12 protein-coding genes are annotated in these 14279 nt (G+C 66.5%); 4 read left to right on the top strand and 8 right to left on the bottom strand.

All coding sequences use genetic code 11. From position 1 onward, the window contains the following. Positions 1-20: 20 nt before the first annotated feature. From BUA29_RS04600 to trxB, 4 genes are all read right to left on the bottom strand, one after another. The gene (locus BUA29_RS04600; protein ID WP_072755446.1) at positions 21-2867 is read right to left on the bottom strand and encodes a bifunctional diguanylate cyclase/phosphodiesterase; all 2847 of its coding nucleotides are present in this window, start codon (positions 2865-2867) and stop codon (positions 21-23) included. 246 nt (positions 2868-3113) lie between these two features. Further along, the gene (infA, locus tag BUA29_RS04595; protein WP_072755445.1) at positions 3114-3332 is read right to left on the bottom strand and encodes a translation initiation factor IF-1; all 219 of its coding nucleotides are present in this window, start codon (positions 3330-3332) and stop codon (positions 3114-3116) included. 137 nt (positions 3333-3469) lie between these two features. Then, positions 3470-4228, bottom strand: coding sequence for a leucyl/phenylalanyl-tRNA--protein transferase (aat, locus tag BUA29_RS04590; RefSeq protein WP_072755444.1), 759 nt, complete (start codon positions 4226-4228; stop codon positions 3470-3472). A 13-nt stretch (positions 4229-4241) separates the two neighbouring features. Then, the gene (trxB, locus tag BUA29_RS04585) at positions 4242-5192 is read right to left on the bottom strand and encodes a thioredoxin-disulfide reductase (protein WP_072755443.1); all 951 of its coding nucleotides are present in this window, start codon (positions 5190-5192) and stop codon (positions 4242-4244) included. 152 nt (positions 5193-5344) lie between these two features. Here trxB and ald point away from each other — a divergent pair, with 152 nt between their 5' ends. The 4 genes from ald to BUA29_RS04565 all read left to right on the top strand — a co-directional run bounded on the left by ald (position 5345) and on the right by BUA29_RS04565 (position 10928). Next, the gene (gene ald / locus BUA29_RS04580; RefSeq protein ID WP_072755442.1) at positions 5345-6415 is read left to right on the top strand and encodes an alanine dehydrogenase; all 1071 of its coding nucleotides are present in this window, start codon (positions 5345-5347) and stop codon (positions 6413-6415) included. 96 nt (positions 6416-6511) lie between these two features. Beyond that, entirely contained in the window at positions 6512-8833 is a 2322-nt protein-coding gene (locus BUA29_RS04575) for a DNA translocase FtsK (protein WP_072755480.1), read from the top strand. A gap of 92 nt (positions 8834-8925) precedes the next feature. Then, the gene (gene lolA / locus BUA29_RS04570) at positions 8926-9555 is read left to right on the top strand and encodes an outer membrane lipoprotein periplasmic chaperone LolA (RefSeq protein ID WP_072755441.1); all 630 of its coding nucleotides are present in this window, start codon (positions 8926-8928) and stop codon (positions 9553-9555) included. A gap of 23 nt (positions 9556-9578) precedes the next feature. After that, positions 9579-10928: a replication-associated recombination protein A gene (locus BUA29_RS04565; protein WP_072755440.1), complete on the top strand. Its 1350-nt coding sequence runs from the start codon at positions 9579-9581 to the stop codon at positions 10926-10928. 100 nt (positions 10929-11028) lie between these two features. On the opposite strand, the gene BUA29_RS04560 is transcribed toward BUA29_RS04565, so the two are convergent. The 4 genes from BUA29_RS04560 to BUA29_RS04545 all read right to left on the bottom strand — a co-directional run bounded on the left by BUA29_RS04560 (position 11029) and on the right by BUA29_RS04545 (position 14124). Beyond that, a complete protein-coding gene (locus BUA29_RS04560; protein ID WP_072755439.1) occupies positions 11029-12201 on the bottom strand; it encodes a methyl-accepting chemotaxis protein in 1173 nt (390 codons plus the stop codon). An 86-nt stretch (positions 12202-12287) separates the two neighbouring features. Further along, positions 12288-13352, bottom strand: a complete 1065-nt coding sequence (locus BUA29_RS04555) for a protein-glutamate methylesterase/protein-glutamine glutaminase (RefSeq protein WP_072755438.1) — start codon at positions 13350-13352, stop codon at positions 12288-12290. After that, positions 13352-13954: a chemoreceptor glutamine deamidase CheD gene (gene cheD, locus BUA29_RS04550; RefSeq protein WP_084602345.1), complete on the bottom strand. Its 603-nt coding sequence runs from the start codon at positions 13952-13954 to the stop codon at positions 13352-13354. Before cheD ends, BUA29_RS04555 begins: the two co-directional genes overlap by 1 nt. After that, a complete protein-coding gene (locus tag BUA29_RS04545) occupies positions 13951-14124 on the bottom strand; it encodes a CheR family methyltransferase (RefSeq protein ID WP_281247898.1) in 174 nt (57 codons plus the stop codon). Before BUA29_RS04545 ends, cheD begins: the two co-directional genes overlap by 4 nt. Positions 14125-14279: the final 155 nt, after the last annotated feature.

Raw genomic sequence — 14279 nt, 5'->3', positions numbered from 1 at the left:
AGCCGCTGGTGATTGCCGCCTTAGCCCTCCAGCCGGAACGGCGGCGGGTGCAGGGCGGGGTGATCGGCCTTGGGGCGATCCAGGTGATAGCCCTGCACCATGTCCACGCCCATCTCGCGCAGCATCAGCAGGGTCTTGCCGTCTTCCACGAACTCGGCGACGGTGCGGATGCCCATGCCGCGGGCCACATCGATGATGGTGCGCACGAAGACCTGATTGTCGAGGTCCTGCGGCAGGTCACGGATGAACATGCCGTCGATCTTGAGAATGTCCGCGCGCAGGTGCTTGAGGTAGGCGAACGATGCAAAGCCGGCACCGAAATCATCCAGGCAGATCAGACAGCCGGCGCGGCGCAGGGCTGCGATGAAGCGGGCGGCATCGCCCATGTCGGACACTGCCGCGGTTTCGGTCAACTCCACCAGCAGACGCTGCGGGGCGACATGACGGGCCTTGAGCTGGCCGACGATGAAATCGGGAAGATCGGGGTCGTCCAGCGAGCGCCCGGACACGTTGACCGCCAGTGCCGGCAGGTGTGGGTGGCGGCCGAGCAGGGCAATGGCGGTGCGCAGAACCCAGCGGTCGATATCGAGGATCTTGCCGCTTTTTTCGGCATGCAGGATGAACTCCGACGGCAGGATCAGGACGCCTGGATGGGCCGGATCCTCCATGCGCAGCAGCGCTTCCAGATGTTCCAGATGGCCATCACGGGCGCGGTAGATCCCCTGGAAGTGCAGTCGCAGCAGGTCGTGTTCAAGGGCATGGGCGATGCGATCGTTCCAGCCTAACCGGGTGGCCATCGCTCGCGAGGCATCGTGATCGGGGCGGTAGATGCTCCAGCGGTTCTTGCCGCTGTGCTTGGCCTGGTACATGGCGATGTCGGCGTGCGCGACCAGATCCTGGGCGCCGGTGGCGTGGGTCGGGAAGTGGGCAATTCCCAGGCTTGCGGTCAGCCGCAGGGTCTGGTCGGGCACTTCCAGCGGAATCTGGCTGATCCGGCGCACCAGTCGATCCGCCAGCTGGGTGGCTTCATGCACACTGGCCTGCGGCATCAGCACCGCAAACTCGTCCCCACCCAGGCGATACAGGCGGTCGCCAGCGCGGATCAAGAGCTGCACTTGCTGCGCGATGCGCGTCAGCAGGGCATCGCCAGCGCGATGGCCGTAGGTGTCGTTGACGTACTTGAACTCGTCGAGATCGAAGAACAGCAGCGCAAACTCGGTCGGGCGTTGCTCGGCCTCGCGGCAACAGGCATCCAAATCTTCCTCGAAACGGCGTCTGTTGAGCAGACGGGTGAGCGGGTCCTGTTCCGCCAGTCGGGTCAGTTGTTCGGCCACCTGGCGGTCGTGGGTGACGTCTTCCTGCACCCACAACCGGCCGATGTGCTGGCCCTTTGCATCCTGCAGCGGGTAGGCGTCGTGGGTGATGATGCGGCCGTCCTTATGGCTGGCATCGACGAACACGATGCCTTGCCGCATTGCTTGCAACAGCGTGTGCAGGCGGGTGCGTTCTTCCTGCAGGCGCTGCATGTAATCGCGGCGCTCGTCGATCTCGGTCTGCAGGGCCTGTGCATGCGCCTGTTGCAGGGCGCGTTGGGCGGACAGCTCTTCGACCATCTCGTCGAAGGCCTGGCCCAGCCGGCTCAGCTCGTCGTCCCCCGACATGGCCAGCGGGTTGGGCGTCAGTCCCTCGCTGACCTCGTCGGCGGCACGGGTCAGTCGCCTGAGGGGCTGGGCGATCAGCCGGGCAATCTGCCGGCGCAGCCACCACAGGGCCGGCAGCAGGGCCAGGATGCCGATGCCCAGCAGGGCCAGCAGCCCCAGCGCCAGCAGGCGGTCGATGCGGGCCTGCGGCAGCAGATAGACCTGATACCAGCCCGGCCCCTGGATTTTGGCCCAGGCCACCCACAGACGGCCGTCCGGGGAACGGCGGGCGCCATGTTCGGTGCCGGCGGCGGTGACCGTGGCCAGCGCCTGCGCCAGATCGGGGTCGCCCAGTCGGGCGATTGCAAGCTGTCCTTGTGCATGGGCAATCCGGCGCTGCAACTGCGGGTGTGCGATCAGATCACCGGAGCCGCTCAATATCACGGTGAGTCCACCGATTTGGTCTTGGCTTGCCCCCTGTTGCAGCAGGGTCTGCACCGAAAGATCGTGGCCGACCGTGCCGACCCAGCGGCCTTGCCAGTCCAGCGGTTGGATCACCGACGCCATCCAGATGTTGGCTTCACGGTCGAAATACACCGGCGTCCAGAACAGCCGGCGGGCCGGATTGCGGCGCGGATCGGAACCGCGCATGGTGGGGTAGTCGCGGTTGGTGTAGCTGGCGGTTGCGCTGGCGGCCAAGTTTCGGCCGCGCGAGTACACCAGCAGCCCATCCTCGACGAAATCCATGTACACCGAATAGAACGGCGGTGACAGCGCCGGCCCCTGTTCGCGCAGCAGGTCATAGGCCACCACTGCGCGCAGCTTGGTCGAGTCGTCGGGCCCGGTGGCTGGTGCATGCAGGTACAGGGTGGGGGCGTGTTCGGGATCCAGCCATTGCGGCCGCAGCCGCCACAGACCATCCGGGCTGCGGGCAAACAGGTGCTCGAAGCGGGCGGAGGCGGCCTGGGGGTCGGCCATGGCCAGTCGTCGCAGCAGTTCCTCATGCAGCCGGTGCACGCTCTGTTCTGCCTGCAGGAACAGAGCCTGGCTGCCGGCAGCGCGCAACGAAACGGTATGGTCGGCAATGGCAGGCACCAGGCGGTCGGCGGCCGCACGCATCGCCAGATAGCCCAGGCCCAGCAGCAGCACGATCAGGGCCAGGAACAGGCCCCAGATGGTCAGGGAAAGACGGCGCAGGATCGAATCGGAGCGGCGGGTGGGCGGCACGGCATGATCCCTTGGGCAGGGGCACGCCACAGGCGTGCCACAGCATCGTTTTCGGCAGCGCGGTGCCACTCCTTGAGTGGGGTGTCAGACCGCACCGTCCCTGGTCACGCATGTCCTGTACGAAGCCGGTTCATGCTTCATACGCTACGGCAAGACCGTCGGCAAGCGGTCATGTGGGGGAAACACGAAAAACGCCCCGGATGGGGCGCTTTTTGAACCTCACAGGCTGGCAGGACGCGTGTGGCGTCAGCGGTGCCGGTAGGTGATGCGGCCCTTGGTGAGATCGTACGGGGTCATCTCCACCTTGACCCGGTCGCCGGTCAGGATGCGGATGTAGTTCTTGCGCATCCGGCCGGAGATGTGGGCGATGATTTCGTGGCCGTTTTCCAGCTTGACCCGGAACATGGTGTTCGGAAGGGTTTCGGTAACCGTACCTTCGAATTCGATGACGTCGTCTTTCGCCATGTGGGTGCCGGAGCGTCCTGGTCAGGTGGGGCATGTCGGTTGAGAAAACGTGCAGGCAGGGTTGCGCCTGCCTGCAAGCCAAGCATTGTGCCATGCCATCGCAGGGCTTGCAAAAACAAGCAGGGTGAAGCGATGGCTCAGGCGGCAGGTGCGTGGGGCAAGAGTGGACACACCTGTGCGGCAGACCAATGGCCGAAGGCGTCAGACCATGGCTGCGACAGCCCCGGCGCATCGCGCAGTTCCGTCAGTGCGGCCAGATAGCGCGGGCGCGGCCAGATATCCACGCCCAGCCGTTGCGTGTGGGCATTGGGAACCTGGGCATCGATCAGTGGCCAGCCCCAGTCGCGCAGCCGCCATGCCAGTGCGGCCAGTGCCAGCGAGGAAGCGCCGGACACGGCGGAGTACATGCTGTCGGCGCAGAACATCCGGCCGAAGGACAGCCCGAACAGGCCGCCGATCAACTGACCATCGGCATCCAGCACTTCGATGCTGTGTGCATGCCCGAGTGCGTGCAGGTGCTGGTAGGCCGCCTGCATTCCGGCGGTGATCCAGGTGCCGTGTTGGCCCGGGCGCGGGGCTGCACATCCGGCCACCACCTCGGCGAAGGCGGTATCGGCGCGCACCGTCCAGCCGCTGTTCCGCAGCCGTCTGCGCAGGCGATGGGCCAGATGCACGCCATCGGTGCGAAACACCGCACGCTGCGACGGGCTCCACCAGAGGATCGGCTCACCTTCGGAAAACCAGGGGAAAATGCCGTTGCGGTAGGCATTGAGAAAGCGGGTGGGAGACAGGTCGCCCCCGACGGCCAGCAGGCCATCGGGGTCACGCAGCGCCCAGTCCACCGGCGGGAATGGCGCGTCCGGGTCAGGGGAGAGTTCGACGATACGCCTGCTCATGCCGTGTGTGTGCTTACTCGCCGTCGAGGAAGCGTTCCGCATCCAGCGCGGCCATGCAGCCGAACCCGGCCGAGGTGATGGCCTGGCGATAGACCTGGTCGGCCACGTCGCCCGCAGCAAACACACCGGGAATGCTGGTCTGGGTGGCCATGCCGTCCAGCCCGCTTTTGATCTTCAGATAGCCGTTTTTCATCTCCAGCTGGCCTTCGAACAGCGCAGTGTTGGGGCTGTGGCCGATCGCGATGAACACGCCTTGCACGGCGATGTCGCGGGTGCTGGCGTCCTGCACGGATTTCAGGCGCAGCCCGGTGACGCCGGTGTCATTGCCCAGCACCTCATCGACCACGTGGTGCCAGATCGGCTCGATCTTGCCGGCCTCGACCCGCGCAAACAGCTTGTCCTGCATGATTTTTTCCGCCCGCAACGTGTCGCGGCGGTGCACCAGATACACCTTGCGGGCGATGTTGGACAGGTACAGGGCTTCTTCCACCGCGGTGTTGCCGCCGCCGACCACGGCCACGTCCTGATCCTTGTAGAAAAAGCCGTCGCAGGTGGCGCAGGCGGAGACGCCGCGGCCCTTGTAGGCCTCTTCCGACGGCAGGCCCAGATACTTGGCGGTGGCGCCGGTGGCGATGATCAGCGCATCGCAGGTGTATTCACCGGAATCGCCCACCAGCCGGAACGGGCGTTTGGACAGGTCGGCGGTGTGGATGTGGTCGAACACCACCTCGGTGTTGAAGCGTTCGGCATGGGCCTGCATGCGCGCCATCAGGTCCGGCCCCAGCAGACCATGCGCATCGCCCGGCCAGTTGTCCACTTCGGTGGTGGTCATCAGCTGCCCGCCTATCTGCAAACCGGTGATCAACACCGGCTTGAGGTTGGCGCGGGCGGCATAGACGGCGGCGGTCCAGCCGGCGGGGCCGGAACCGAGGATCAGCAGGCGGGCGTGCTTGGTCGGGTTCATCGTGATTGGAGTCCTTACTCTATAATTTGCGGGCTTTGGCGCCCGTGACCGCCCATAGCTTGGGGGTGACGTCGCCCGGGCACAAGTCACGACGGCTGCAACGCTGTCGTGTTTCCTTCCCCACTTTGCCATCGCCCAGGAGCGAAAACTGCATGCGTATCGGTGTTCCCAAGGAAACCAAGACCCTCGAAGGGCGCGTCGCGCTTGTACCGGCGGCCGCCGGTGATCTGGTCAAGCGCGGACATGAGGTCTGGCTGGAGCAGGGCGCGGGCGTGAAGTCCGGTTTCAGCGACGAGGAGTACACCCGCCTGGGTGTCAAGATCGCCCCCGATGCGGCCGCGCTGTACGAGCAGGGCGAGCTGATCGTCAAGGTCAAAGAGCCGATCGAAGGCGATCTGCAACACCTGCGCAAGGATCACCTGCTGTTCTGCTATCTGCATCTGGCCGCCGAGCCGGCGCTGACCCGCCGCCTGCTCGACATCGGCCTGACGGCAGTGGCCTTCGAGACGGTGGAGCTGGCCAATGGCGAGTTGCCGCTGCTGGCGCCGATGTCGGTGATCGCTGGCAAGATCGGGGTGCAGGTCGGCACCCACCTGCTGCACCAGCCGATGGGTGGCAAGGGCAAGCTGCTGGGCGGGCTGCCTTCGACCGAGCGCGGCAAGGTGGTGGTGTTTGGTGCCGGCAAGGCCGGTGGTGCGTCCGCAGCGCTGGCCGCCGCATCCGGGGCCAATGTCACCGTGTTCGAAATGCGCCAGGACCGCATGGACGAGATGATGCGGCTGGGCAACAACGTCACTGCCCTGTACCCCTATCACGACGTGGTCGCGCGTGAAGTGGCCGCGGCCGATCTGGTGATCGGCGCAGTGCTGATCACCGGCGCACGCGCGCCGCATGTGCTGACCCGCGAGATGGTGCGGGCGATGGCGCCGGGTAGCGTGATGGTGGACATCGCCATCGACCAGGGCGGCTGCTTTGAAACCTCGCGACCGACGACCTGGAAGGAGCCTACCTACGTGGAGGAGGGCGTGACCCACTTCTGCGTCACCAACATGCCGGGCGCGGTGCCGCAGACCAGCTCGCAGGCGATCTGCGCGGCGATCCTGCCGTGGGTGAACAAGCTGGCGGGCGATCCCGACTGGCGGCGCAATCCGGCGCTGGCCAAGGGCATCAACGTCGAGGCCGGGCAGATCGTGCACCCGGCCCTGCGTGAAATGAAGGTTTGACGTACTATCAAAGACCTGGGAGCACTTCCTGAGGTCTGATCGCAGGTGGCCAACGCGACATCCGAGGCGGGCCGGGCCGCCCGTAAATCCCGTCCGATCCGTGCCGACGCAGGGACGTCTCTGCGCCGGCATCGGTTGTGGCGGGATTTTGCCCTGATCACCATCGCCCCGGCCCTGTTGTATCTACTGGCCTGTCTGGTCAGCTGGTCGCCGCAGGATCCGGGCTTTGACCGCGACCCCAGCGTCCTGGCCCCGTTGCACAACTGGGGTGGGCTGGCGGGCGCGTGGATCTCCAGCTTTTTGCTGTTTTTGTGCGGCTATGTGGCGTTCCTGCTGCCGTTCATCCTGGCGGCGATCGCCTGGATCGCGCTGTTTGGGATGGATGAGGACGGCGACGGCCAGGCCGATCTGGGCCCGGCCCTGCGGCTGGTGGGGATCGTCGGGTTTCTGGTGGCCGCCTGCGGCTTTCTGGCCCAGCGCTTTGCCGGTGGCAATGATCTGGCCGCCGGCAGCGGCGGCGTGCTGGGGCGGCTGGCGGCCAACTCGCTACTGATGCTGTTTGGCCCGGTCGGGGCCAATCTGTTTCTGATCAGCCTGCTGCTGGTGTCGATCACGCTGGCCACCGGGCTGTCCTGGTTGTGGGTGATGGACCGGCTGGGCGGCTTGGTGCTGGCCTTGCCCGGGCTGTTTGCGCGCCTCACTCGCCGTGGTGCGCAGCAGGCGGCGGAGTGGCAGCAGGTGCGCAGCCTGCGCGAGCAGCGCGAGGTGGCGCGCAAGACCGATAGCGAACAGCGCCAGCAGCGCGAGAAGGTCAAGATCGAGCCGCCCGCTGCGCCGACGGTGGAGAAGAGTGAGCGTGCCAAGCGCGAGCAGCAGATCCCGCTGTTTGCCGCCGCCGATCCCAACGGGTTGCCGCCGCTGGCGCTGCTGGATGATCCCAAGCCCCAGCCCAAGGGGTATGACACGCAGACGCTGGAGACGCTGTCGCGCCAGATCGAATTCAAGCTGCGCGATTTCCGGATCGAGGCGCAGGTGGTCGGGGCCTATCCGGGGCCGGTGATCACCCGGTTCGAGATCGAGCCGGCGCCGGGCGTCAAAGTCAGCCAGATTTCCTCGCTCGACAAGGACATCGCCCGCGGGCTGTCGGTGAAGTCGGTGCGGGTGGTCGATGTCATCCCTGGCAAGTCGGTGATTGGTCTTGAGATTCCCAACACGCACCGGGAGATGATCTACCTGTCCGAGCTGCTGCGCTCGAAGGAATACGACAAGTCCGCAAGCCCGCTGACCCTGGCGCTGGGCAAGGACATCGCCGGCAAGCCGATCGTGGCCGATCTGGCGCGCATGCCGCACCTGCTGGTGGCCGGCACCACCGGCTCCGGCAAGTCGGTGGCGGTCAATGCCATGGTGTTGTCGCTGCTGTACAAGGCCTCGGCCCGCGACGTGCGAATGCTGATGATCGACCCCAAGATGCTGGAGCTGTCGGTGTATCAGGGCATCCCGCATCTGCTGGCGCCAGTGGTCACCGACATGAAAGAGGCGGCCAATGGCCTGCGCTGGTGCGTGGCGGAAATGGAACGCCGTTACAAGCTGATGAGCGCGGTCGGCGTGCGCAACCTGGCCGGGTTCAACAAAAAGGTCAAGGACGCCATCGAGGCCGGCCAGCCGCTGGTGGATCCGTTGTTCCGCGCCAACCCGGAGGCGCCGGACGCGCCGCCGACGCTGGAGCCGCTGCCGTTCATCGTCGTGTTCATCGATGAATTTGCCGACATGATGATGATCGTCGGCAAGAAGGTGGAAGAGCTGATCGCCCGGTTGGCGCAGAAAGCGCGCGCGGCCGGCATTCACCTGATCCTGGCCACCCAGCGGCCCAGCGTGGACGTGATCACCGGCTTGATCAAGGCCAACATCCCCACCCGCATCGCCTTTCAGGTGTCCAGCAAGATCGACAGCCGAACCATCCTCGACCAGTCTGGCGCCGAGACCCTGCTGGGCAATGGCGACATGCTGTACCTGCCGCCCGGCACCGCCATGCCCGAGCGCGTGCACGGCGCTTTCGTTTCAGACGAAGAAGTGCACCGGGTGGTGGAGTTTCTCAAGCAGAGCGGTGGGCCGGACTACATCCAGGGCGTGCTGGAAGAGGCGCAGACCCTGTACGACGGCACCAGCGTCGGCGCCAATGGTCTGCCGGAAGTGGCGGTCAGCGACGACCCGGAAGCCGATCCGCTGTACGACCAGGCGGTGCAGATCGTCACCGAGACCCGCCGCGCCTCCATTTCCGGGGTGCAGCGACGGTTGAAGATCGGCTACAACCGCGCTGCACGCCTGATCGAGGCGATGGAAGCAGCGGGCATCGTCAGCCCGCCCGAGCACAACGGCGATCGCCGGGTGCTGGCACCGCCGCCGCCGCCACGGGCCTGATCGGCGTGCGCCCGTATCCTCGTCCCGCCGGCATTCAGCCGGCTGTCGACACACTCGTGCCGGTGTGTTTCCACGTCTGGAGGCTTGTTCCGATGCGTCCCCACCGCGTTTTGGGTTCTGCGTTGTTGCTGTTGGCGCTGGGTGTGACCGGCACTGCCTGGGCCGGCGCACGTGAAGCGCTGCAGGCGTTCACGGCCGGCCTGAAAGGGCTGGACGGGCAGTTCAGGCAGCAGGTGTTCGACGCCCGCGGCCGCCCCAAAGAAAGCACCCAGGGGCGAGTGGCGCTCGCGGCACCGAACCGGTTGCGCTGGGAAGCACAGGCGCCCTATGCGCAGCTGGTGCTGGCCGATGGTCGCACGGTCTGGGTGTACGAACCCGACCTCAACCAGGTGAGCAAGCGCCCGCAGGGCGTCGAGGAGTCGGGGAGCCCGCTGGCGTTGTTGCTCGAACCGGCCCGGCTAGAACGTGACTATCAGGTGCGCGAGCTGCCCAGCCAGGACGGGTTGGACTGGCTGGAGATCGCGCCCCTCAAGGCCGACGCAGCGTTCAAGTCGGCCCGGCTCGGCTTTGCAGGCGATCAGTTGCGGCAGCTGGAATACACCGACGCGCTGGGTCAACGCACTGTGATCCACTTTTCCGGCTGGCGGCGCAACCCGGCATTTGCCGCCGATACCTTCCGCTTCACGCCGCCCAAGGGCGTGGACGTGATCGGTGGTGATTGACGCCGGACAGGTAGAATCCGGACATGTCCCGTCCGCCTGAGCCCGCCGCCGACCTGCTGCAAACCGAGGCGCAAGGCCTGCAACCACTGGCCGAGCGGATGCGGCCACGCAGCCTGGACGAGATGGTGGGACAGCCGCGCCTGCTGGCGTCAGGCTCGGCACTGCGCCGGGCGGTGGAGGCCGGGCGGATCCATTCGATGATCCTGTGGGGGCCGCCGGGGTGCGGCAAAACCACTCTGGCGCTGCTGTTGGCGCGCCATGCTCAGGCCGAGTTCGAGGCCATCTCGGCCGTGCTGGCCGGGCTGCCGCAGGTGCGCGAGGTGCTGGCCCGGGCGCAGGCCCGCTTCGAAAGCGGCGTGCGCACGCTGCTGTTCGTGGACGAGGTGCACCGGTTCAACAAGGCGCAGCAGGATGCCTTCCTGCCGCATATCGAGCGCGGCACCATCGTATTTGTCGGTGCCACCACCGAAAACCCGTCCTTTGAGCTGAACTCGGCGCTGTTGTCGCGTTGCCGGGTCCATGTGCTGGAGCCGGTGGCGGTGGCGGCCATCGTGCAGGCCTTGCAACGGGCGCTGGACGATCGCGAGCGTGGCCTGGGGGGACGTGGCCTGACCGTGGCGCCGGCCTTGCTGGAGCAGATCGCCCAGGCGGCCGATGGCGACGTGCGGCGCGCCCTGACCCTGCTGGAAATCGCCGCCGATCTCGCCGAGCACGAGGGCGGGGTGATCACCGAGGCCACTCTGCAACAGGTGCTGGCCGACCGCACCCGCCGGTTCGACAAGGGCGGCGATGTGTTCTACGACCAGATTTCGGCCCTGCACAAGTGCGTGCGCAGCTCCAACCCGGATGCCGCCCTGTACTGGTTGGCGCGGATGCTGGACGGCGGCGCCGATCCGGCTTATCTCGCGCGTCGGCTGACCCGAATGGCGGTGGAGGATATCGGCCTGGCCGACCCACGCGCCTTGGCGATGGCGATCGACGCCTGGGAGGCGTATGACCGGCTTGGCGCACCGGAAGGGGAGCTGGCGCTGGCCCAGCTGACCCTGTACCTGGCCAGCACCGCCAAGTCCAATGCCGCCTACCGGGCCTGGAACACCGCCCGTGCCGATGTTCAGGCCCACGGCAGCCAGCCGGTGCCCTTGCATCTGCGCAATGCCCCCACCGGGCTGATGAAGGGGCTGGGCTACGGCCGTGATTACCAGTACGACCATGACGTGGAAGGCGGCGTGGCACTGACCCAGACCGGCTTCCCAGAGGCTTTAGGCGAGCGCGTCTATTACAACCCCAGCGAGCGTGGGATTGAGGCCAGGCTCAAAGAAAAGCTCGACGCCCTGCGTGCAGCGCGTGCGCAGGCGCGGGCTGCGCAGCGCTGACCCGGCGTCAGCCGCAGGTCGGGCAGGGCGGAACAAAAAAATCCCGGCCGGAGGCCGGGATTGCGTCACTTCACAAGGGGAGGGGCTTGCGTGACGTTGGTCAGAACAGTTCGATACCGCCGGGGCTCATGTTTTCCTGGGAGACCGGCTTGTGTGGCGGGCGCTCCCACTCGCCGCGCATCTGGTTGATGCGGTTGCTGATGCGCGCCAGCGCCTTTTCCATTTCCTCATCCTGGAAGCCGTGACTGCGCTTCAGCAGATCATGCAGGGCGATGGCTTCGTTGTTGATCTGTGTCAGCCGTTGCAGGTGGATGTCGGCGGCGCCCAGCGCCTGGGTGGCGATGTCCTCGAACTGCAGCGAGCGCACGGCCTCGGCCACCGAGGCGTCGATCGCCCGACCGCAATCGGCGATTTCCCGCACGCTGTTGCCCAGGCTGCGCTGGATCACGTCCACCCGTTCCAGCATGGCCGCCGATTCCGCACGAGCCGTGCGCACCCGCTCGATATCGCGCGACGCCATCTGCGAGACGGTCTCGCGCACTTTGGCGATGGCGTCCTTGGAGCTGTGCACCAGCTTGCGGATCTGCTCGTTGAAGGCGGTGCTGCGCTCGGACAGGTTGCGCACCTCGTCGGCCACCACCGCAAAGCCGCGTCCGGCGTCACCGGCGCGGGCCGCTTCGATGGCAGCGTTGAGCGCTAGCAGGTTGGTCTGGTCGGCAATCGACTTGACGTCTTCCAGCAGCGAGAAGATGCCATCCAGGTGTCCGGCCATGGCGTCGATGTGGGAAACGGTCACGCCGTTCTGGGTGCTGGCTTCTTCTAGCACCTGCACCAGCTGCTCGACCTGCTGTGCAGCCTGCTGGGCAAAGCGGGTGATGTCGATCGAGCCGCTGTCCTCGCCGGTGCGTTCGACCAGCCGCGCCACCACGGTGCTCTGCTCGCGTGATTTGCGGTTGACGGCTTCAAAGCTCATGCCGAGCCTGGCCACCGAATCTCGGATCAGGGCGCGGGTGCGGTTGATTTCGTTGTGGGTCCCGTCGATTTCGTTACCGACGAAGCCGCGCAGCTCATCCAGCAGGCGGGCGTGGTCGTGCAGTCGCTGCGTCTCAGCCTTGCTGGGCAGGTGGCGCCAGACCACCACCCCCCACGCCAACGCCGTGGTCACCACCAGCGCCAGTCGCAGGGGCAGCGGCCAGGCCAGCAGCTCGGCCAGCATGAGCAGAACTGTCAGCAGCAAAGGGGCGGCGATACGAAGCAGTGTGCGGGGTTCCATCGTCGATCTCGGTGTCTTGCGTACCTGGATTAACGGCAGCGTTGGGTGCCTTCTTTAGCGGCTTGGCAATCTGGGCACTGGCGGCATCACGCCGCCCCCTGCATGGTGCTCGCCAGCAGGGCGTCGGCGATTTGCGTCAGCGGCAGCACCTGTTGGGCGGCGCCGAGGGTGTAGGCGGCACCGGGCATGCCCCACACCACGCTGGTGGCCTCGTCCTGGACGATGGTTGCAGCGCCAGCTTTGCGCAGGGCCAGCAGCCCGCGCGCGCCATCGTCGCCCATCCCGGTGAGCAGGGCGGCGCTGGCATTGGCGCCGGCCGCGCTGGCCACCGATTCGAACAGCGCATCCACGCTCGGGCGGTGCAGCCGGATCGGCTCGTCATCGCCCAGCCGGCAGCGCCAGCGCGCGCCGCTGCGTTGCACCCGCAGGTGCAGGCCGCCGGGGGCGACGTAGGCATGGCCGGCCAGGATCGGCATGTCGTCCTCGGCATGCACCACGGTCATCCGGCTGTGTTTGTTCAGGCGCTCGGCAAACGGTTTGCTGAAGGCGGGTGGGATGTGCTGGGTGATGACGATGGCCGGGGCATCGGCGGGCATGCGCTCGAGGACGACACGGATGGCTTCGGTGCCGCCGGTGGAGGCGCCGATGGCGATCAGGCGGTCGGTGGTGCGGTACTGGATGACGCTGGTCGGCGGCGGCGCCGCAGTGGGTTGCAGGCGGGTCACCCGGGCGCGTGCGGCCTGTTTGACCTTTTCCTGCAGCTCCTGCGCGTAGCCGGTCAGGCCGTGCTGGATGTCCAGTTTGGGCTTGGTCACGAAATCCACCGCGCCCAGCGCGAGCGCATCCAGGGTGACCTGGGCGCCGGCTTCGGTCAGCGATGACACCATCACCACCGGCATCGGCCGCAGCCGCATCAGGTTTTGCAGGAAGGTCAGCCCGTCCATGCGTGGCATCTCGACGTCCAGGGTGAGCACGTCGGGATTGAGCTGCTTGATCTTTTCCCGGGCGACCAGTGGGTCGGGGGCAGCGCCGACCACCTCGATGGCCGGGTCGGCGGAGAGGATTTCGGTCAGAACCTGCCGAACCAGCGCCGAGTCGTCGATGATCAGGACGCGGATTTTGCCGGGGCGTTGCGGAATCTGGGTATTCATCAGAACAACTCCACCGAACCAGCCACAGGGGTCTGGGTGAGACGGCTACGATAGTCGCGTTCGACCCGGGCGATCTCGCCAGCGGCCGGCAGCCGTTTGACCAGGGTGCGTCCGGTACGCACGAAAAACACCACCTTGCGCGGCTGCGTCCCGCCCAGGTCCTGCCCCAGGATCGGGATGCCTTCGGCCTTGAGGTACTCCAGCACGAAGTTGGCGTTGCGGGTGCCAATCGGGTCTATGGTCATGCCCGGCAGCACGTTGCCGCCGCCGAACACCTTGGCCTGCAGGCGGCTGCGGGAGGCGCCGTTCTTGAGCATGCCGTTGATCAAAAGCTCCATGGCATGGGCGCCGTAGCGGGCACTGCCGTCGCCGGGGGCGGCATCGGGCAGCATGAAGTGGTTCATCCCGCCGATTTTGGCCTGCGGGTCATACATGCAGGCTGCGACGCACGAGCCCAGCACCGTGGCCAGCGCCACGTCGTCGGACGAGACCTTCCATTCCGCCGGCAACAGCTTGAGCACATGTGCATCCAGCGCCGGGTCGTAATAACTGCCGGCCGGTGGGCGCGGGGCGCTGCCAGGGGAGGGGAACGAGGCGTTCATCCGGCCTCCCGGGTGGCGCGGTAGATCGTGCGGCCGCAGGGCTGCAACAGATCCAGCGCATGGGTGAAGCTTTCCGAATGACCGGCATAGAAGCGCCCGCCGGGCGCCAGCAGCGGCACGATTTTGCGGAGGACCTCGTACTGGGTGGGCTTGTCGAAATAGGGCTCAATCGCGATTCCAGTGGAAACGGTTCATGTCTGATGGGGAGCATGGAGCCAAGGGTGACGGGGTAGATGCCTGAGCTTGGCGCACAGCAGGTAGCTGATGGCGATCAGGTTGGCGTCAGTGCGATAGCCCTTGGCGCGGGCCTTGGCGGCCTGGATCT

It is taken from the genome of Thermomonas hydrothermalis (assembly GCF_900129205.1).
Lineage (GTDB): Bacteria > Pseudomonadota > Gammaproteobacteria > Xanthomonadales > Xanthomonadaceae > Thermomonas > Thermomonas hydrothermalis.
This window is presented reverse-complemented; position numbering and strand designations above follow the sequence as displayed.